The following is a 20,135-nucleotide window of genomic DNA, read 5'->3' on the forward strand; positions in this document are numbered from 1 at the left end:
AGTTAGTTTACTACAATACCAAAAAACCAAACCATGAAGTACCTACCACTTTTACTATGTAGTCTTATTTTACTCTGCAGTTGTATTGATAAAAACCCACAATTAGATGAAGAAAAATATAAAAAAATGCAGCAAGATTATGAGGCAAGTAAATCTAACCTTAAATCAAATAAAATAGCATTTCTTAAAGAGCACAAAGAAACTATTCTACACAAAATAAAACTATTTCAAAAACTAAAAGATTCTACTACTAATTTTTCTGGTGTAAATACCGATTCTACTTTTTATCTATCTGATATAGCGCTAACCCCAATAAACTACCCTAATTTTACCTTAAGAGGTACAAATAGCAAAGATGTAAAAAGCTATATTGCTGATATACAAAAACAGAAGCAACAAAAAAATAAAAAAAGACCTTCAAATAAAAAATCAAAAGTAGAAAAAATCGTTTTTTTACCTATTGAAGGCAATAAATATGCAGAAGATAATTTTACAGAATCATATAGTGCATTATATGATTGCGATTTAGATAAAATGGAAACTTCTTGTGCCAATTTAAGTGTAGAAGAGTTACAAGAATTTTTAGATTTAAAATATGCATTTATCATTCAAGGTTATAAAATTGTAGAACCAAGTTTAGAAAATGCTAAGAATTTTACCTCAGGTATATTTTTTTCAAAAACAATTGCTTACGATTTAACTACAGAAAAGCCTATTCTCAGTTTTTCAAGTACCGCAACGAATAGTGATCAAATAAATTATAGAGAAGGTGGTTTTTTGAGTGAAAAACCTATAGACAAAATTAAAAGTGATTTTAACTATAATATCAAAAAAGAAATTTTTGCTGCTTGCCAAGAACATTTTGATTTTAGAAAGTGAGACTTCACTAATGCGTTTTGTTCCTTATTTTACTTTATAATGGAATCACAATACATATCATAAAAATTAAAGTACTAATAACTCAAAATAGTACTGAATTCTGAAAAAGAATAACGATATCAAAAAGAAAAAATATCCAATACTACATTTGAATCTCAAAAAGGGTGTAACTATTTGAATTTACATTCCATTTTTTACCAAAGAATCAGCTAAAAACTCCTGTAATTAAAATAACTATTACAAACCCGTAGTCTGTATTTTCATTCAAAAGAAGTATAGTAACTAAAAACAATAACAGAAAGGAAATCTCTACCTAACCATACAATCTTAATATATATTTAAATTAAGTCACTCCTATCTTCAGAAACTTTTTAGGCTTGAAAATTTGATTTAAATATTCTATCCATATTAATGGAGTAAGTTCTACTATGATTATTGGGCAACTAAGGTCTCGCGTTTCATATCACTAAAGGTAAAACACCAGTCTAAATCCTGAATTTTAGGATCGTTACCATAAGAGCGATAGTCTTTTTGAAAAAGCTTCAACAAATCTGCTTTTTTTACTTTAAAAGAATTGTAGATGTAATTATTTTTTTTTGTTATTTCAGTATCTATGGAATATGAGTATTGATCTTCATCCATCAAATCGATGTATGCATTTGTAAATTCTATAGTATCTTCATCATAAGAATTTACTTTTAAGATCACACTAGAACTACTGTAGCCTGTATCCGAACACTCTTTTGCTTTAAACTTATAATAATCGCCAGTAGTTGGGTATTTTACCATCATTTGATTTATGGCTTGCTTTTCATAATACCTATTCTCCCATTCAATATCTCTTAATTTATCTTTTGCAAAAATAAACATCCCAACAACAGCGGCGATAAGCAACAAAGAATAACTATACCATGGCGTTTTAACAGGTAAACGTGTTTGTATAACATGCTTAATATCATTAGGCATTTCGTACATATTTGGATCGCCTTCTTTTTTTACCACATATACTTTCCCTATTGGAAAAAAAGGAATCCAAAATAAATGGAAATAACGTTGACGCACTTGAAATTCTAACCCTTGTTCTCCTGGGTTTTGAGGAATACCCAAATCTCTGGTAGAAAAACTTTTTATCTTGAAATTGTTATGTCCAAAAACAATCATAGGTCTGGTTTTATAGGTTATTTGGTTAAATAACGCCAGCGCTATACTTTTTAGTATTGTTAGAGGGTTATACTAGATAAAGTGCATATTAAAAATCGACTTTTTGAATCGCTTTTAAATCATCCGAAAATAAATTAATATATTCTTTATCTAAACTATACATTCCATTATTTTTTACAAATAGATAGATTTTTGCTAAACCATAATTCTCTTTATTAATATCTATAGCGAACTCAACATATTCTTGCTTTCTAAGTTCTGTTTTCAATTGATATATAAATGTAAATAACAATCCTTTGTCTAAAACTTTTACTAATTCAAAAGAATGGATTTTTTTAAATTCTGCAGTTACAAATATTGGAGCCATATAATACAGACCATCGGGCATAAAACTTCTGTGCACCAATGGTGTTATATAATTCCGATCTAGCAAATCTGATACAGTCATATTGCCTGCTGCATATTCAATAAAATCTGTAATAATAAGATCTCCTCTTTTTTTAAGCTCTTCATCTAAATTTTCTAAAGGCACATTTGGATATTCTTTACTACCACAACCTACTCCAATAAAAAATAACAACAGCAGTACTACTCTTTGCATATTCTATCTTTAAAAAATATAACTTATCGTTTCCCAGGTTGATAGGTTTCAGTAGCATTAGCCAAAACGTCGTTTTTGTAAAAAGCAACATCTTTAAATTTTGCATTGGCGTAATCTTGGATTTGGTCATTGAAATAAGGTGATTCTGGATCACCACTTTGCCCACCTGCCAACATACTTTTGGCTTTTACTTTTGCTCCAAATTCTACCACGGCAATAAAACTATTACCACGGGTTCCATATAATTTTTTAACCCCTTCTGTTGTATACCGAGCGCCATAAGCGGCTAAAGCCCCCCAACGCCCAGACGCAAAACCGATAGGAATACTTGGTTTACTATCATCAAAAACCTGAGTAATATCTCCATTTAAACGCTGGTAACGGTTAACTTCTCCCCATGGCAATTTCCATGTTCCAAAATCGGCAATAAGCTGGTCAATTGTTTTTTCAAATAGTTTTAATTGCTCCCCTTTCTCACTTCCCCAAAATTTTACGCGCTCCATTGGCGTCATTCCTTTTGGATATTTCCCTTCCTTATAATATAGTGTTCCGTAAAAATGCGCTAAGGTCATCGCTACTGATTCTTTTGAAGTTCTATAGTCCCATTTTTCGAGTACTGCTATCGCTTCTCTTAATTTTGGATTTTTATCATCATGAGCATTATACGCTTTAATTAACCCAGGAATCAGCGCTTCAAAAGCAGGCAAATAGGGATCGTGTGCTAAGGTTATTAGCTCATCTAAGCTAAACTCGTTGTTATCTTTTAAAAGTTGTATAGCATGCACACCTCTAAAGTTTTCTCTATCAAGAGACATATAGTTAGGGTAATTTTCTTTTTTAGGACTATATGCTAATGCTGCTGTAAAAGGAGTAGAATTACAATTCTGGATCCAACCATTTTTTGGATTTAAAAGTGTAATAGTTTCATCAACGGTATGCAAACCTTTCCAATCGGTTTTGGGATTACTGCCGTCTACGGGCTTCGTATAATCAAAAGAAACATCTCGTTTAGGAATAAAATTACCATGAAAATAAGAGATATTACCTTCTGCATCTGCATACACGGTATTATTAGAAGAATTGGTTCTAATATCCATCATCTTACGAAAACCTTTGTATCCATTCTGTTTTGTTCTGATAAAAGATTGCTCTAATGCATTTACAGGATCCCACATCATAGCTGAAGCTGTCCATTGCCCATCAACTTTATGGGTAACAGGCCCATGATGGGTTCTATACATGGGGAATGTTTTTTCTTTAATAAGCCCATCTGATGTATATTTTAAAATTACCTCCGAAGTTTCAACAGGACGTAATTCTTCTCCGTATTGATACAGGAATTTCCCTTCTATGTCAACCACAGTTTCTTTAAACTCATCTATAACATCTGTGTAAGTAGAAGTATGCATCCAGCCAGTTTTCTCATTAAAACCTTGGTATACAAAAAACTGCCCCCAAGTTACTGCTCCGTAAGCGTTTAAGCCTTCTTCTGAAACCACATGCACTTCTCCTCTAAAGTAAAACGAAGTATGCGGGTTAATGAGTAACATGGCATTCCCAGATTTGGTTAATTTTCCTGAAATAGCAATACCGTTTGAACCTTTCGGCTCTGCCAATTCCTCTTGCTTTTTTAGTTTCATCTCAGTTGCTTTTGGAACTTCCATTCCACCCTCATAAAAGGCTTTTATTTTTTGAGTTCTAATCCGTTCTATATCGCCTCCAATAGAGCCTTCGCTAAAATACATGGGCATCCAAGGCTCAAAATGGGTCAGTAATTTTGGTTTTACTTCTGGGTGTGTTTCCAAATAATAATTAATACCATTTGCAAAAGCATCACATAGTTTTTTTAGCCATTCCGGACTTTTCTCATAGTTTGTTTTTGCTTCTTCTTCGGTCATAAAAAGTTTTGCCCGCAAATCACTATACAAAGCTGCTTCTCCTTCAACTTCTGCTAACCTGCCTGTAGCCCAAATATAATTTTGCTCTACTCTGTTAAAATCATCTTCACACTGCGCATACAGCAGTCCAAAAACAGCATCAGCATCTGTTTTTCCATAAATATGAGGTATCCCATAATTGTCTCTAATTATGGTTACATTTTCAGCTTGTTGTGCTAAACTATTAACATTAGTTTTTGGTTTATCTTCAGATGCACATGAAAAAAGTAAAAAAGCGGAAACTATAAAAAGTGTAAAACGCATACGTGAAATTTTTAGCTTATGAAGATACAAATAGTTCAGTATTAAAACGCATTAGATTCAACTCCAAGTCCTAATTTTAATAGGCTATATTTATTCCTTTTTTAAAAAGTTTTTTCGAACTTCAGAGGCATCAACAACTACTGTATATTCTTTACCCCCTCTTAAATAACGCACATTAATCTTTTCTTTATTGGCCAATATATTTTTAACACCTTCTAAACATCCTACATGGCAAGTATCTTGTGGTCCTATTTTTAAAATAATATCTCCTCCAAATAAAATAGGTCTTCCTCCAACATTTGCAGGGATAAAACCACCTTGTAAACCCGCTTTATCCGCAGGACTAGATTGTACTACTTTCTGTACCAATAAGCCGCCAGAAAGGTTTAAATTAAAGACTTTTGAGAGTTCTTCGGACTTTAAAAAAATACTTTCAACACCAATCCAAGGACGATCTTCAAAAGACAACAAATCTTTAATGATATTACTGGTTACTGCCATTCCTATTCCTTGAAAACCTCCAGAAACCGTTAAAATACTTGATGCAATACCAATTACTTTACCATTAGAATCAAAGATTGGACCTCCACTATTCCCTGAGTTGATAGCGGCATCGGTTTGTATAAATTCTATGTTTACAGTACCATCATATAGCGTATTAAAATTACGGAAAGCAGATACAATGCCTGAAGAAAATGAATTTTCCATTCCATAAGGACTCCCTATCGCATATACATTTTGGCCTACTGCCATAACATCTGAATCTCCAAAAGTTGCATGCGGAAGTGTATGATCTGCGATATCTAATTTTAAAAGTGCTATATCTGCAGATTTTTCACTAAAAAGTACTGTAGCATTACGCAATTTACCATCATGCGTCTTTACTTTAATCTGCGATGAACCATCTACCACATGTGCTGCTGTTAAAATATGACATTCACCAGAAATTAAAACCCCTGAGCCTAAACCTTTATTTTGTACTGCTCCTTTTTTGGTATATGCATTAGATTTTGTGAAAATAGTAACCACTGTAGGGTTTACTTTTTGATACAAACGCGCTAAATTTAACTCTGCTTTAGTTAGGTTTGTAGGAAAGGTTTTTTGTTTAGGTGGCGCATGACCTTTTTGTGCTTGTACAATACTAATACTACAGATAAGCAATACAATAAGTTTTTTCATCATAAGGGTTTTTATAGATCAATACGATTTAAATTCCTATCCATATTGATTTGAACACCTAGTCGTAATAGAAATCTATAAACTAACGCAATCCTTACATTAATAACTATGATAAAAACAAACGCTTAAAAATATTTTTTGAAGTAAATTGCACTGTAAATTCGCTAAAAACTTGCTGTAATAGTTTAGGAAACAAAAAACCGACCTGTTTCAGCCCATAAAATCACATTTTTAATGCCTGAAAAAAAAGTAAGCATTTTATCTGCATTTAAAACTATTATTTGGCCCAGAAAAAACCATGTATTTATTGGGTTAATCTTAATTGCAATCAGTAAAGCGGCAAGTTTTGTTCCTGCTTACGGCACCAAATATTTGTTTGATATTATTTTACCTGAAAAAGATATCACAACACTCAAACTTTTAGTAATAGTTGTTATTTCAGCCATACTAATACAGGCGGTTACCTCTTTTTTATTAACCTATATTTTAAGTGTACAGGCGCAATATTTAATTTCTGAATTACGGATTCAAGTACAAAAAAAAGTATTGTCTTTGCCCATACGTTTTTTTGACAATACCAAATCTGGCGCATTGGTCTCTAGGATAATGAGTGATGTAGAGGGTGTTCGGAATTTAATTGGTACTGGATTGGTACAACTGGTTGGCGGAAGTATCACTGCTATTGTTTCACTAGTTTTATTACTAGACATTAGTCCTACTATGACTTTATTTACTTTTATTCCATTAATTATTTTTGGAGTAATCGCTATGAAAGCTTTTAAAATAATCCGACCTATTTTTAGAAATCGCGGAAAAATTAATGCCGAAGTAAAAGGGAGACTTACCGAAACCTTAGGAGGTGTACGCGTTATAAAAGGATTTAACGCAGAAGCACAAGAACATAAAATATTTGAAAACGGCGTTGAGGAACTTTTTCAAAATGTTAAAAAAAGTTTAGTAACAACAGCATTTATGACTAGTTCGGCTACTTTTTTAATTGGCGTGGCTACTACAGGCGTTATGGGCTTTGGAGGTTATAAAATTATTGAAGGTACTTTAACCACTGGAGAATTTTTGATGTTTACTATATTACTAGCGCAAATGATTACTCCTATTATTCAGATGAGTAATATTGGAACCCAATTAACCGAAGCTTTGGCGGGTTTAGACCGTACTGAGGAACTTATGAATATGCCTCCAGAATCTGACGAAGAAAACAGAACTGAATTCTTAGACACCCTAAAAGGTAATATTGTTTTTAATGATGTTTCTTTTGCTTATGAAGAAGACAAAGAAGTATTGCACCATATAAATTTTGAAGCAAAATCTGGTGATGTGATTGCTTTAGTAGGAAGTTCTGGCTCAGGAAAATCTACCATTGCTGGTTTAGCGGCCACTTTTTTAAATCCAAAGTCAGGCACCATTACTATTGACGAAAAAGATATAACCACCGTAAATCTTAGCAGTTATCGCAGTAATATAGGGGTTGTATTACAAGACGAATTTTTATTTGAAGGTACTATACGCCAAAATATTTTATTCCCTAGGCCTAATGCTAGTGAAGTGGCATTGCAAAATGCAGTAAAGGCAGCTTATGTGGACGAATTTACAGAGCGTTTTGAAGATGGTTTAGATACTTTAATTGGCGAACGTGGTGTGAAGCTTTCGGGTGGGCAACGCCAGCGTATCGCTATTGCCAGAGCGGTTTTAGCAAATCCTAAGATTTTAATTTTAGATGAAGCTACTTCTAATTTAGATACGGAGAGTGAGGCTTTAATTCAGAAAAGTTTGGCTACTTTAACCCAAGGGCGAACTACCTTTGTGATTGCACACCGCTTAAGTACCATCCGAAAAGCAAATCTAATCCTGGTTATTGAAAATGGCAAAATTGCGGAACGTGGCACGCATGATGAGTTGATTGCTAAAGAAGGAAGGTATCATAATTTGTTCACATATGAGGCAAAGATATAGGTTTGAGGTTAGAGGTTAGAGGTTAGAGGTTAGAGGTTAGAGGTTAGAGGTTAGAGGTTAGAGGTTAGAGGTTAGAGGTTAGAGGTTAGAGGTTAGAGGTTAGAGGTTAGAGGTTAGAGGTTAGAGGTTAGAGGTTAGAGGAAATTAATTTTTCTACTAAGTGCTCTATGCTATTTTATGCAATACTTATCATAAACTTCTAAACAAATTAGCTTTAATACTACAATATTCCTAAAGTCTTCTCAAAGGAGAATACTATTTAAAATATGGATGTTGTAATTATTACAAAAATTAAATAAGAGTGTACAATTTCTTGAATTTAAATCTCTACAATAAATATTAATAAAGAGTTAGAAGAATATAGAAATACTTTCAAAACAACAAAAAATCCATTAGATTAATAGTTATACTAAAAAGAATATAATCACATACATATATTCGTATGTTGTAGGTAATGCGCAAAATGGAAAAAAATATGTGGAAATTAAATGAAGATGGTAGTTCAGTAGACTCAATTGATCTGGTCCCTATTTCTTGGCTAAATACAGAATTAAAAGTTTGGTTCGAAATTGAAGATGATAAAAAATGGTTTTCGGATAATCAAAAAGAAGCGTTTGATTTTTTTTTAAACCCTGTAACTAAAATTGCAAGTGATTTAAATAATCAGATTGCATTATCATACGAAAAGGTGATGAAAGACAATCAAATTCAAAATATCAATGGGGCTCAAAAAGCACAATTAATTGATTGGAAAAACTCATCAATATGTATTCCTCAGCATTATGAAACTGAAAATCAATTCGTAATATTACTTCTTGAAACAGAATGGAAACTGATTAATAGTAATTATTGTCTTGAATTAGAAGTGCTATTCACTAATAACAAAATAGAATTGATAAACGAAATGAGTGGTTTGTGGAATAGAATGGAATGGTTTGATGATTATCTGAAAAGAAAAAAGCACTACCTACAACACGATATATAGCAAATTGGACGATTAGTACTTAATCGAAAAATTATTGTTTATTTATAAAGTCGCCAAATCTTTTGATTTGATATTAAAGATAAAAATTAAAACAAAATACAAAAGATTTGGCTTGTGACTTAACCGAAAATAATTGCTTGTTTTCCGTCCAACTTGCCATATATTTAACGTTATACAACATTAGAAACCACTATTTTTATGTTTACACCTTTAGTACGAATCCTGTTAATAATAGGTTCAATTGGAATGGGGATTTACTTTTATACAAAAAGTGACTTCGTCAGCATGACAATGATTTTATTGAGTGCTAGTCTTTTCACTTATGGACATTTTAGATATGGAACTGTATATATAGCTCATCAAGCATTAAAAAAAGAAGATTTCAATAAAGCTGAAAAATTAATATCTAAAATTAAGAATCCTAATTTATTGAGTAAAGGGCAAAAAAGCTATTATCATTTTATCTTAGGTGCAATTGCCTCAAATAATGATGATTGGGAAAAAAGCTATTCTGAATGGACTAAAGCTTTGAATGTTGGATTAAGGACAGAAAACGACACTTCTATAGCTTTACTGAATTTAGCAAATGTAGAACTCGAAAGAAAAAACTTTGAGGAGGCTCATAACTTTATTGCTAAAGTCAGAAAATTAAAACTGAAACCATTAGTTAAATCAGAAACAGATAGAATTGAAAATGAGATAAACCTTGTACAACAAAGAAGTATATAATTCATTTCATCTTATATATAAGACCTTTAACCGATATTATTTAAAAAATAAGTGGATTAGATTAGTCATTAAGTTTGCATGTTTTTAATTAAACACATGTCTGACCAACAAATTCCACGAATTTAATTTATGATATACACCATAGAAAGAGCAAATTTAATAACTAAACAACTAAGGAAATTTACTGATAGTTATGCCTATATGGTAGCTGGACAATTTGCTAATATTGACTTTTGGATCAATGAAACTGCTAGCCCTATAAGGGCTATTGATGAACACAATGCACGATTTGAAAAAATGTGTCACGCACAAAAAAAATGGATTGATGATAAAAATGTAAGAGTACCTGATTATTGCTTTATCTGTAATGGAATTTGTGAACTAAGCGTAGAACATTACAAAAAACCTGAACTACCAAAACAAAGAGCAAAAAACGAAAAAAAAGAATCAAGAAAAGAATTAGTGGATACCGCATATTATTTTTTAATCCGTTGCTTTAAAATTGAACTCATAAATGAAGAGGAGATTAAAGCATATTGTAATCAAATTGGAACAAGTCTTGATCCTTATGACTTGACATAGGTGAAAAGAATTCTAAAAAAAATAATATATAAATACTTTTATTCCAATAAAAACGCATTAGATTAGTGCTAATCTTAAAAGAATTTAATCATATACATATTAACATGTTATGACTCATTTGAGAAAACGATATCCAACTAAGAATATGTTTGAACTAAATAATAATCAGAGAAAATATTTTGGACTTGAACCAGTTAACAATTCTTGGAATAAAGTTCTATTTAAGGGAGACAAATATCGATCCGATTCTATTTTGTATTTCGAAGGACTTACAATAAAAAAACATATAATTTCAACTGATAAAGAATACAGAGAATTACAATACAATGAACAGACCGATAATAGAGAGTTCATTTTACCAAAAACAAAAAAAGGTAAACCTAAAAAGCTGACTCCATCAGTTCTTGACTCTAAAAAGCCAATCGGAGTATATTTAATAGTTAACGCAAAGGGTAATTTAATAATCGGAAATTATACTTCTCAGACCACTTTTTATTCTAGAGATTGGGAGTTTCAAAACGTAGATTCTGATTTAGAAAAAATAATCATTGAATTTATTAATAATTCTACAACAGATCATTTAATACAAATAGAAGAATTTAGTCAAGCCAAGCGTAAAAATGTTAAATATAAATCAGGTGATTTTTTTGCATTCAAACTAAACAGAAAAGAATATGGATTTGGTAGAATTTTGTTTGACCTAAATAAAGCTAGAAAAAAGAAACTACTACCAGAAAATCATGGACTGAATTTATTGATGGGCACTCCATTGCTAATTAAATTATATGCATACAAATCCGATAACAAATCAGTAGATATTGAGCTAATCAAAAATCAAAAATCTTTACCATCCGACTTCATTATGGACAATATTATCTTTTATGGTGAATGGGAAATAATTGGTAATTTACCGCTTGAGATTAAGGAATTTGAATTTCCAATTTCATATGGTAGTCGGATTGACTCTACACCCAATACTTTCTTACAATGGGGATTAATTCATAAAGAATTACCAAAGAAAAAATTTAACAAATACATTACGGCAATTAATGAAAAATTGCCTGAAAAAAATGCATCAAGATATTTACAAAACCCATACGGTTACTACGGTATTGGATTTAGATCTAAATTTAATACCCATGACATCAACGATACAATTGCTAATAATGGTGACTTTGATTTTACAAAAAGTGAACGTTACAATCTTGATTGGGATTTAAGAAATCCCAAAAATAATAAGATCCGTGTAGAGCTCATGAGAGAATTTGGACTTGATCCAACAAAGAACTATGAAGAAAATTGCAAAATTACAGGAACAAAAAATATTTTTGAATTGATTGAAGAAATTAAATAAACTTATAAACTAGTGCGAAGCAGCTAAACTCATAAACCACTAAACTTTTAACCCCTTTTACAGTTCTTCTGGAGCCAACTCCACTTCTAAGCCATCCATATCTTCAGCGATATGCAATTGACAGCCCAAACGGCTGTTGTCTTTTACATTAAAAGCTTCAGAAAGCATTGCCTCTTCATCATCAGATTTTTCGGGTAAATTGTGTTCTGAGGTAACGTAACATTGGCAAGAAGCACACATGGCCATACCACCACAAATACCTATAGTACCTTCTGGAGCTAACTCGTATGCACGAACCAATTCCATCATATTCATATTCATATCTGTGGGCGCTTCTATTTCATGTAGCACTCCATCACGATCTGTTATTTTTATTTTTACGTCTGACATGTATACTGGTACGCTTTACTATTTAACTTAAATTAATCACTTCTTCTATTTGTGGCGCATATTTTTTTATGGTCATTTCCACACCACTTTTTAGCGTCATTTGGTTTACACTACAACCTACGCAAGCCCCTTCTAATTTTACTTTTACGGAAGAGTCGTTATCTATAGAAATCAGTGAAATATCACCACCATCACTTTGCAAAAAAGGACGAATCTCTTCTAATGCCTTTTCTACATTTACTTTTAATTCTTCTGAGGTCATGGTCATAACTATTTGTTTTTATTAACAGGAGCACAACCTGCCATTGTTGTTATTTTTATTGCTTCTGTAGCGGGCAAACTTTCATTTCTCCGCACTACTTCTTGCACTACATTTTTTGTAATCTCTTCAAAAGCAACCTCAATAGCTGTTGCAGTTTGCATCGCTGCGGGTCTACCAGCATCACCTGCTTCTCTAATGCTTTGTACCAAAGGTAAGGCTCCTAAAAAGGGCACTTTTAAATCTTCTGATAAGTGCTTAGCACCCTCTTTCCCAAAAATGTAATATTTATTATTAGGGAGTTCTTCTGGCGTAAAATAGGCCATATTTTCTATAATCCCTAAAACTGGCACATTAATAGAATCTTGCTGAAACATAGCTACTCCTTTTCTGGCATCGGCAAGGGCTACTTCTTGTGGTGTACTTACTACAACCGCACCTGTTATGGGTAAAGATTGCATAATACTTAAATGAATATCTCCTGTTCCTGGCGGTAAATCTAATAGCATAAAATCTAATTCTCCCCAATGCGCATCAAAAATCATCTGATTTAATGCTTTTGCCGCCATGGGCCCTCTCCAAATTACAGCTTGGTTAGGTTGGGTAAAAAATCCAATAGATAATAACTTTACGCCATAACTTTCTATAGGTTTCATTTTAGATTTCCCTTCAATGTTTACGGCTAAGGGTTTTTCCATAGCCACATCAAACATAATTGGCATAGAAGGACCGTATATATCTGAGTCTAACAAACCAACTTTAAAACCCATTTTAGCTAAGGTAACTGCTAAATTTGCAGTTACTGTAGATTTTCCTACGCCGCCTTTACCAGAAGCTATTGCAATGATATTTTTAATTCCAGGAATTGCTTTTCCTTTAATCTGATTGGCAGCCGCACCAGCTTTTGGCTGTGCTTTAGCAGCTACTTTTATATTTACTTTAATCTTGGCTTTTTCATACACTTCTCTGTGAATCACTTGCAAGATTTCTACTTCGGTTTTTTTACGAGCTTGTAAAGCAGGGTTACTAATAGTAATATCTACTTCTACCTCATCACCAAAAATCTGAATATTCTTTACGGCACCACTCTCTACCATATTCTGACCTTCACCCGGAACTGTAATAAGCTCTAATGCCTTATAGATATCTTGTTTGTTCAATTTCATATGTTGTAAGCCCTTTATGTATATTCATTCTAAACAACAAAGATACACCTTAAGGTTTAATTTTTAAAGGGTTTAGATTGAAATATCAGCTTAGTAGATAAGTCGTATTTATAGCTAAAACTTTCAAATTATTTGTATCGGTAGTAAGCGCTTTTTTATAGAGTTTAAAAAGCCTTTATATTTCTGTATCTAACTCTAAAAAAGGATCCCAGAAATACTTTTTCATATCTACAATTTGGTTATCTACTATTTCTACACCTTCGTTTTCTAATAATTGCTGCATTAAATTAGTTCCTCCAAAGTGGTGTTTCCCTGTAAGCAGACCTTGTTTGTTTACTACTCTATGCGCAGGAACATCATCCATAGTATGGCTTGCATTCATTGCCCAGCCTACCATTCTTGCGCTACGGGCAGCGCCTAAATATTTTGCAATGGCACCATAAGAAGTGACTTTCCCATAGGGAATTTGCTTTGCGACAACATATACTTTCTGAAAAAAATTCTGGTTTTCTGCTTTCATACTATTGATTAAAAATACGAACTATGGTAATTAAAAAAAGTAAGCCCATCAATGCACTTAAGATATAATTAGAATTTCTAGAGAACGATTTTTTCTTACTTTCTAATTTGTAGAAAAATATGGTATATAAATACAATACTGCAAAAGTACCCAGCCCTGCTGCTAATACAAAAGTTACGGAATCTGCAATTTCAAACTTAATCCAACCAGATGCTTTCCACATAGCATTGAGCCCACTATAATAAGGAATAGTTAGTAAATTAAGAGTGGCTAAAAGCATTCCTTTAAAATAACTACTACGCTTTTTTAAATTTAATTTTTTCTCCTTTCTTGGCTTGTTTTCTTTAGCTTTAATAAAAAAATAAACGCAAAAAAATCCAAAAACAAACAAGGCTATTTTTAATAAAACAGTGACTACTTCTGGGTGATTGTGTAAATATTTAGAAATTAATACCGCAATATATGCCTGAATCATAATCATGGTTGAAACACCAAGACTGTATATAATTCCATTTAATTTTCCTTTTTCTACACTCGTTTTTGCGGCATTCATATTTAATAAGCCCGGTGGTACGGTAGCCATAAAAGCAGCAGAAAAAGTGGTGAAAAATAGAATTAGAATATGCATTAATGTACCTTAAATTGGATATAGGTTATTGGTTTTCCTTTTTCAAGATACTGATTTTCATAGAAAGTTTTAATTTCTAAGACTTCTTTTGGACTTCCTTCGTTTTTATATACATCATGGTTAGCATAGCACACTTCTAAACCTAAACCATGTAAAAGGCCAAGGGTATAGCCATGCATAAATTCGCTATCCGTTTTTAGATTTACCAGTCCATTTTCTTTTAATATTAACTTGTATTTTTCTAAAAACGCTTTATTTGTAAGCCTATGTTTGGTACGCTTGTATTTTATTTGTGGATCTGGAAATGTAATCCATATTTCTGAAACTTCATCTTCTGCAAATAAAAGGTCTATTAATTCTATTTGGGTTCTTAAAAAACAGACATTATTTAGCTCTTCTTCTAATGCTGTTTTTGCTCCTTTCCAAAACCGAGCTCCTTTAATATCTACACCTATAAAATTTTTGTTTTTGTGCTGTTTTGCTAAGCCTATCGTATACTCGCCTTTACCACAACCTAGTTCTAAAACAATAGGATTGTTATTCTTAAAAAATGCACTCCATTTTCCTTTTTTGGGAAATTTATTGTTCTCAACTTCTTCCCTATCTGGTTGTATTACATTTTTAAAGGTATCGTTCTCTCGGAATCGTTTTAGCTTGTTTTTACTACCCACTCTGGTCCTAATTTTATGCTTTGCAAAGCTAAGGAAAACTTAGGGGTTTTTAGTGTAATATTAGCTTTGGATTGCATTTGTATTTTCAGCTTTCTCTAAGGTAAATGAAAACTCTGAACCAATCCCAATAACGCTTTCTAGATAAATTTTTTCGTTATGCGCCTCTATAATATGCTTTACAATAGATAATCCTAAACCAGACCCTCCTACTTTTCTACTTCCACTTTTATCTACCCTATAAAAACGCTCAAAAAGTCTGGAGATATGCTCTTCAGAAATACCTTCTCCATTATCAGTAACTCTAACAATTACTTTATTCTTAATCAGGTTTTCTACACTTATTTCTGTAGTACCATTTCTTTTACCGTACTTAATAGAATTTACCAACAGATTTGTAATGACCTGTTGTATTTTCTCTTGATCGCCATTCACATAAATTGGGGCATTGTAATCCATATCAAAAGTTAATACAATTTTCTTTTTAGCAGCTTTCATTTCTAATAAATCAAAAACGCTTTGTATTAAATCTATAATATCAAATCTGGAAAATTCTAAGGAGAGTCCCCCTACTTCTAACTTGGTAATTAAATCTAAATCTTTTATAATATAAATGAGTCTATCTACTCCTTTACTGGCTCTTTCTAAATATTTATCCCTTACATTTTCGTCATCAATAGCCCCGTCTAATAAGGTAGAAATATACCCTTGCACTGTAAATAATGGTGTTTTTAATTCATGCGAAATATTCCCTAAAAAGTCTTTTCTGTACTCTTCTCTAATCTTTAAAGTATCTATTTCTATTTTCTTGTCTTGGGCAAATTTCTCTATTTCTGTAGTTAAACTTGCCATATCTGTAGTTACTGTTCTAGAAGATAAAGTAGAAGATTCCAGAAGGGTTACATCATCATAGATTCTTTTTATTCTTTTGTAAATAAATTTATCTACTCGTAATTGTATGATAAAAAAACAAACCTCAAAAGTAACAAATGCAAAACCAGCCATAAAAAACCAATCTATAGCGCCTTTAATCCAAAAATAGATCAATACAGAAATCGAAAGAAGTATTGAAATGTATAATGCAGAACGAAATGCAAACTTATATGACTTCTTAAATAATATTGCCATTATAAAATAAACTTATACCCTACACCTTTAACAGTTTTAAAGTGATCGTCTCCAATTTTTTCTCTGAGCTTTCTAATATGAACATCAATGGTACGCCCCCCAACAACAACTTCATTCCCCCAAACTTTATCTAAAATAACTTCTCTCTTAAATACTTTATTTGGTTTTGAAGTTAGTAAGGCCAATAGTTCAAATTCTTTTCGGGGTAAGGTAAGTTCTACTCCGTTATTCACAATCTTATACTCTTCTCTATTGATAACAATATTACCAACTGTTGCAATATCTTCTACTTCCGCTTTATTTTCTTCTTTTAATCTTCTCAGCAAAGCTTTTACTTTGCTAAGTAACACTTTTGGTTTAATGGGTTTTGTAATATAATCATCGGCCCCTGCATCAAAACCAGCAACTTGGGAGTAATCTTCACTACGAGCCGTAAGAAATGTAATGATGGTATGTTCTAAACCTTGGGTACCTCTTATAATTTCACAAGCTTCAATACCATCCATTTCTGGCATCATTACATCTAAAATAATTAAATGTGGCTTCTGTTTTTTGGCTTTTGAAACACCTTCCGCTCCATTTTTAGCAGTATATACATCATATCCTTCTGAGGAAAGATTATAACTTAATATCTCTAAAATATCTGGCTCATCATCTACCAGTAAAATACGAATATCCTTTTTTTTCATGGCGTGTACAATTGGTTACAATAGCTCAAATGTAAAGATAATACTATTACGCTAAACCCACTTAACGTTGATTTAACCTCATAACAATAAAGCAACATTAAGGAAACTCACTTTTAATATTTAGCTAACATCACTTTTACGTCTTGTCTCGTTATTTGCACCAAATTATAAAAACATAAATGAAATATTTTATTTTAAGCTTAGTTTGTATCGTAACGTTTAACCTAAGCGCACAAAACACAGGTAGTATTGTTGGAAAAGTAACCGACAAAGAAACAAATAATGAACCTTTAGCTTTTGCTAATATTCTTATTAAAGGCACTACCAAGGGGACTACAACAGATTTTGATGGATTATATGAATTGGCAAATTTAGAACCTGGTACATATACCTTAAGTTTTAGCTATATCGGTTACAAAACTATTGACTTACCTAATCTTGAGGTTGTAGCTGGTAAAGTTACTACCGTAAACTTAACAATGAGTGCAGCAGAAGGGGTTTCTTTAGATGAAGTTGTGGTAACTACTGTTTCTAGAAAAGATTCTGAAACAGCTCTTTTAATCGATCAAAAAAAAGCAACAAGCATTAAAACTTCAATTGGAGCACAAGAACTTACTCGAAAAGGGGTTAGTAATGCAGAAGGTGCAGTTACTAAAGTTCCTGGGGTTTCTAAAGCAGAAGGTTCTAAGAATGTTTTTGTTCGTGGTTTAGGAGATCGCTATAATGCAACTTCTCTTAATGGTCTTCCTTTACCGTCTGAAGATCCTGAATATAAAAATATAGCCTTAAATTTTTTCACTTCAAATATTATCAAATCAATCGGTATTAATAAAGTATTTAGTGCCGACATATTTGGGGATGTTGCTGGTGCTAATCTTGATATTATTTCTAAAGAAATAAGTGGCAAAGAGCAATTAGACATCTCTTTTGGTAGTGGTATAAATTTCAATGCCATCAGTGCTACTTTTTTAGCACCAGCTGGAGCTAATAGTATAGGAACAGGTATTAGTACAGATATTCCTGTAAACGATCCTAACTTTTTTACGTTTAACAATAGTTTAAATCCTGAAACAAGAAGTACTCCTATTAATTTTAGTGGTTCTATTACGGCTGGAAAAAGATATCTTATTGGAGAGAACGAGAATCGTTTGTCTTTATTTTTAACCTTAAGTACTTCTAATGATTATCAATTTAGAGAAGGGAGTAGAGGGGTATTAGCCATTGCTAATAATATTTTAGATCCTAATTTACAATCTTCTGAAAGTTTTTATGCTACTACGCAACTTGGTTTGTTTAATGCTAAATACAGTTTTGGAAACAATCATTCTATTGCCTACAACGGTAGTATTATTAGAAAAGTTACGCAAAGTGTTGGCGAGTTTATAGGGCCAAATGCAAGTGTTGGTGATGACCTGGAAATTTTTATTCGCCGTCAACAGACCAATAAAAATAGCCTATTTGTGAATCAATTATTAACCTCTTTTACCCTATCAGACCATATTATTTTAAATGTAGATGGAAGTTATAATTTTATACAAGGTAATGAACCAGACAGGCGTACCAATACTTTTGTAAGACCTATAGATGGTAGTGATCCTATTTTTAGAGTAGCTGTGGGTAGTGCAGGACTAAATCACCGTTTTTATTCAGATTTACAAGAAGAGGATATTACGGGTAAAGCTAATGCAACTTATAAGTTTAGCACTAGTGATGAAGATGAACCAAAAAATGATGCAATTACTGTAGGTGCTGATTATAGAAGTACACAACGTCGTTTTTTGTTTACACAATTTAATTTTGCCTTTAATTCGCAAGAAGCGGTAGATATCAATAACCCTGATGCTGTTTTTAATGCTGCTGGGATAAATAATACTTTTACGATTGAAACAGATAGAGGGCGTGCAGATAATATTAATGCGTTAGTTCCTTTTTTCTATTTTGGTGATCGTGAAACTGTTGCTGCCTATACACAGGGAATCTATGATGTTTCAGAAAACTTAACCTTATCTGGTGGATTGCGTTTTGAGACCGTTGACCAAGTGGTTCCTTTTGATACTTCTTTGGCTACTTCTGTAAATAGCCAAACAACTGATGACTCTAACATTCAAGAAGATTTTATACTTCCTAATTTCTCTTTAAAATATAACTTTAACGAGAATAGTATTTTACGTTTTGCAGCAAGTAAAACCTATACGCTACCACAATTTAAAGAAACCGCTCCTTTCTTATATCAAGATGTTACGAGCTCATCATTTGGTAATCCAGATTTAATTACGTCTGACACCTACAATTTTGATTTAAAATATGATTTCTTTTTTAGTGCTAGTGAGTTAATTTCTTTAAATGGTTACTATAAAGCCATCCAAAATCCTATTAACAGAATACGAGTAAATAGTGCTGGAAACGATTTTTCTTTTGTAAATGTTGGTGATGCTTCTGTTTTTGGACTAGAAGTAGAGTTCCGAAAAAATATTTTTAGCAAAGAAATTGCTGAGGACAAAAAAAATGATTTACAATATGGACTTAACTTTTCCTATTTAGCTTCTAATCAACAATTAGAAGATGTGCCAACAGATAATTTAACGGTTCGGTTTACCAATACTGAAGATGAATTAGAAGGTGCTTCTCCAATACTGATCAATACAGACTTTACCTATAATTATACGGCGGGTGATCTTAAGTTTAATTCCTCTTTGGTAGCAAACTTTTTTAGCGACCGTATCTTTGCACTAGGAGTTGCTGGAAATGAAAATTTAGTAGAACAATCTAGAGTAACTTTAGATTTTATCAACAGGCTTAATATCAACAAAAAACTAAGCCTAAATCTGAACCTTAAAAACATCGTAGATCCTGATTTTAAAATTACACAAGAATCTGATGGTCAAGATTTTACGGTGCAAACATACAAACGTGGTATTAATATGAGTTTAGGTTTATCGTATAAATTTTAACTTAAAAAACACTTAATAATAAGCTAATATAGTTACCATTAATAAGCTCTTTTTTTGTATAAAATTATATCTCATAAACATATTTAATTTAACA

Annotated in this window: 19 protein-coding genes; 7 read left to right on the plus strand and 12 right to left on the minus strand. The window is 32.1% G+C overall.

The window, feature by feature from the left end; genetic code table 11:
- Positions 1 to 33: 33 nt before the first annotated feature.
- Positions 34 to 879, plus strand: coding sequence for a hypothetical protein (locus tag ACZ451_RS02735; protein WP_464215555.1), 846 nt, complete (start codon positions 34 to 36; stop codon positions 877 to 879).
- 432 nt (positions 880 to 1,311) lie between these two features.
- Here ACZ451_RS02735 and ACZ451_RS02740 read toward each other — a convergent pair whose 3' ends face one another.
- The 4 genes from ACZ451_RS02740 to ACZ451_RS02755 all read right to left on the minus strand — a co-directional run bounded on the left by ACZ451_RS02740 (position 1,312) and on the right by ACZ451_RS02755 (position 6,021).
- Positions 1,312 to 2,040, minus strand: a complete 729-nt coding sequence (locus tag ACZ451_RS02740) for a hypothetical protein (protein ID WP_464215556.1) — start codon at positions 2,038 to 2,040, stop codon at positions 1,312 to 1,314.
- Between the two features lie 88 nt (positions 2,041 to 2,128).
- A complete protein-coding gene (locus ACZ451_RS02745; protein ID WP_464215557.1) occupies positions 2,129 to 2,641 on the minus strand; it encodes a hypothetical protein in 513 nt (170 codons plus the stop codon).
- A 23-nt stretch (positions 2,642 to 2,664) separates the two neighbouring features.
- Positions 2,665 to 4,842 (minus strand): acylase, encoded by a 2,178-nt coding sequence (locus tag ACZ451_RS02750; RefSeq protein WP_464215558.1) that lies wholly within the window; start codon positions 4,840 to 4,842, stop codon positions 2,665 to 2,667.
- 90 nt (positions 4,843 to 4,932) lie between these two features.
- A complete protein-coding gene (locus ACZ451_RS02755; RefSeq protein ID WP_464215559.1) occupies positions 4,933 to 6,021 on the minus strand; it encodes a S1C family serine protease in 1,089 nt (362 codons plus the stop codon).
- Positions 6,022 to 6,255: 234 nt separating this feature from the next.
- Between ACZ451_RS02755 and ACZ451_RS02760 the strand changes: the two genes are divergently transcribed.
- From ACZ451_RS02760 to ACZ451_RS02780, 5 genes are all read left to right on the plus strand, one after another.
- Entirely contained in the window at positions 6,256 to 7,992 is a 1,737-nt protein-coding gene (locus tag ACZ451_RS02760; protein WP_464215560.1) for an ABC transporter ATP-binding protein, read from the plus strand.
- 475 nt (positions 7,993 to 8,467) lie between these two features.
- Entirely contained in the window at positions 8,468 to 8,977 is a 510-nt protein-coding gene (locus ACZ451_RS02765) for a hypothetical protein (protein WP_464215561.1), read from the plus strand.
- A gap of 198 nt (positions 8,978 to 9,175) precedes the next feature.
- Positions 9,176 to 9,706 (plus strand): tetratricopeptide repeat protein, encoded by a 531-nt coding sequence (locus ACZ451_RS02770; protein ID WP_464215562.1) that lies wholly within the window; start codon positions 9,176 to 9,178, stop codon positions 9,704 to 9,706.
- A 129-nt stretch (positions 9,707 to 9,835) separates the two neighbouring features.
- Entirely contained in the window at positions 9,836 to 10,288 is a 453-nt protein-coding gene (locus ACZ451_RS02775; protein WP_464215563.1) for a hypothetical protein, read from the plus strand.
- Positions 10,289 to 10,433: 145 nt separating this feature from the next.
- Entirely contained in the window at positions 10,434 to 11,642 is a 1,209-nt protein-coding gene (locus ACZ451_RS02780) for an immunity 26/phosphotriesterase HocA family protein (RefSeq protein ID WP_464215564.1), read from the plus strand.
- Positions 11,643 to 11,699: 57 nt separating this feature from the next.
- Here the strand turns inward: ACZ451_RS02780 and ACZ451_RS02785 are convergent, their stop codons facing one another.
- The 8 genes from ACZ451_RS02785 to ACZ451_RS02820 form a co-directional block, all read right to left on the minus strand.
- Positions 11,700 to 12,032 carry a 2Fe-2S iron-sulfur cluster-binding family protein gene (locus ACZ451_RS02785; RefSeq protein ID WP_464215565.1) on the minus strand — a complete coding sequence of 111 codons (333 nt, stop codon included), beginning with the start codon at positions 12,030 to 12,032 and terminating at the stop codon, positions 11,700 to 11,702.
- A 22-nt stretch (positions 12,033 to 12,054) separates the two neighbouring features.
- Positions 12,055 to 12,294, minus strand: a complete 240-nt coding sequence (locus ACZ451_RS02790; RefSeq protein WP_464216886.1) for a NifU family protein — start codon at positions 12,292 to 12,294, stop codon at positions 12,055 to 12,057.
- Positions 12,295 to 12,302: 8 nt separating this feature from the next.
- Positions 12,303 to 13,457 carry an Mrp/NBP35 family ATP-binding protein gene (locus ACZ451_RS02795; RefSeq protein ID WP_464215566.1) on the minus strand — a complete coding sequence of 385 codons (1,155 nt, stop codon included), beginning with the start codon at positions 13,455 to 13,457 and terminating at the stop codon, positions 12,303 to 12,305.
- Positions 13,458 to 13,632: 175 nt separating this feature from the next.
- Complete coding sequence (locus tag ACZ451_RS02800; RefSeq protein ID WP_464215567.1) at positions 13,633 to 13,977, minus strand: MGMT family protein; 345 nt, start codon at positions 13,975 to 13,977, stop codon at positions 13,633 to 13,635.
- A gap of 1 nt (position 13,978) precedes the next feature.
- Positions 13,979 to 14,605, minus strand: coding sequence for a LysE family transporter (locus ACZ451_RS02805; protein ID WP_464215568.1), 627 nt, complete (start codon positions 14,603 to 14,605; stop codon positions 13,979 to 13,981).
- Positions 14,605 to 15,276 (minus strand): tRNA (guanosine(46)-N7)-methyltransferase TrmB, encoded by a 672-nt coding sequence (trmB, locus tag ACZ451_RS02810; protein ID WP_464215569.1) that lies wholly within the window; start codon positions 15,274 to 15,276, stop codon positions 14,605 to 14,607. Before trmB ends, ACZ451_RS02805 begins: the two co-directional genes overlap by 1 nt.
- Positions 15,277 to 15,336: 60 nt before the next feature.
- Entirely contained in the window at positions 15,337 to 16,278 is a 942-nt protein-coding gene (locus ACZ451_RS02815) for a sensor histidine kinase (RefSeq protein ID WP_464216887.1), read from the minus strand.
- 122 nt (positions 16,279 to 16,400) lie between these two features.
- Entirely contained in the window at positions 16,401 to 17,090 is a 690-nt protein-coding gene (locus tag ACZ451_RS02820; protein WP_464215570.1) for a response regulator transcription factor, read from the minus strand.
- Positions 17,091 to 17,269: 179 nt separating this feature from the next.
- Here ACZ451_RS02820 and ACZ451_RS02825 point away from each other — a divergent pair, with 179 nt between their 5' ends.
- Positions 17,270 to 20,041, plus strand: a complete 2,772-nt coding sequence (locus tag ACZ451_RS02825) for a TonB-dependent receptor domain-containing protein (RefSeq protein ID WP_464215571.1) — start codon at positions 17,270 to 17,272, stop codon at positions 20,039 to 20,041.
- The last annotated feature ends 94 nt before the right edge of the window (positions 20,042 to 20,135 follow it).

Source organism: Allocellulophaga tsushimaensis, from assembly GCF_055383085.1.

Bases quoted from the DNA above. Each gene is read 5' to 3' on its own strand.
- ACZ451_RS02735 (WP_464215555.1), top strand. From the start codon at position 34: ATGAAGTACCTACCACTTTTACTATGTAGTCTTATTTTACTCTGCAGT.
- ACZ451_RS02740 (WP_464215556.1), bottom strand. From the start codon at position 2,040: ATGATTGTTTTTGGACATAACAATTTCAAGATAAAAAGTTTTTCTACC.
- ACZ451_RS02745 (WP_464215557.1), bottom strand. From the start codon at position 2,641: ATGCAAAGAGTAGTACTGCTGTTGTTATTTTTTATTGGAGTAGGTTGT.
- ACZ451_RS02750 (WP_464215558.1), bottom strand. From the start codon at position 4,842: ATGCGTTTTACACTTTTTATAGTTTCCGCTTTTTTACTTTTTTCATGT.
- ACZ451_RS02755 (WP_464215559.1), bottom strand. From the start codon at position 6,021: ATGAAAAAACTTATTGTATTGCTTATCTGTAGTATTAGTATTGTACAA.
- ACZ451_RS02760 (WP_464215560.1), top strand. From the start codon at position 6,256: ATGCCTGAAAAAAAAGTAAGCATTTTATCTGCATTTAAAACTATTATT.
- ACZ451_RS02765 (WP_464215561.1), top strand. From the start codon at position 8,468: ATGTGGAAATTAAATGAAGATGGTAGTTCAGTAGACTCAATTGATCTG.
- ACZ451_RS02770 (WP_464215562.1), top strand. From the start codon at position 9,176: ATGTTTACACCTTTAGTACGAATCCTGTTAATAATAGGTTCAATTGGA.
- ACZ451_RS02775 (WP_464215563.1), top strand. From the start codon at position 9,836: ATGATATACACCATAGAAAGAGCAAATTTAATAACTAAACAACTAAGG.
- ACZ451_RS02780 (WP_464215564.1), top strand. From the start codon at position 10,434: ATGTTTGAACTAAATAATAATCAGAGAAAATATTTTGGACTTGAACCA.
- ACZ451_RS02785 (WP_464215565.1), bottom strand. From the start codon at position 12,032: ATGTCAGACGTAAAAATAAAAATAACAGATCGTGATGGAGTGCTACAT.
- ACZ451_RS02790 (WP_464216886.1), bottom strand. From the start codon at position 12,294: ATGACCTCAGAAGAATTAAAAGTAAATGTAGAAAAGGCATTAGAAGAG.
- ACZ451_RS02795 (WP_464215566.1), bottom strand. From the start codon at position 13,457: ATGAAATTGAACAAACAAGATATCTATAAGGCATTAGAGCTTATTACA.
- ACZ451_RS02800 (WP_464215567.1), bottom strand. From the start codon at position 13,977: ATGAAAGCAGAAAACCAGAATTTTTTTCAGAAAGTATATGTTGTCGCA.
- ACZ451_RS02805 (WP_464215568.1), bottom strand. From the start codon at position 14,605: ATGCATATTCTAATTCTATTTTTCACCACTTTTTCTGCTGCTTTTATG.
- ACZ451_RS02815 (WP_464216887.1), bottom strand. From the start codon at position 16,278: ATGGCTGGTTTTGCATTTGTTACTTTTGAGGTTTGTTTTTTTATCATA.
- ACZ451_RS02820 (WP_464215570.1), bottom strand. From the start codon at position 17,090: ATGAAAAAAAAGGATATTCGTATTTTACTGGTAGATGATGAGCCAGAT.
- ACZ451_RS02825 (WP_464215571.1), top strand. From the start codon at position 17,270: ATGAAATATTTTATTTTAAGCTTAGTTTGTATCGTAACGTTTAACCTA.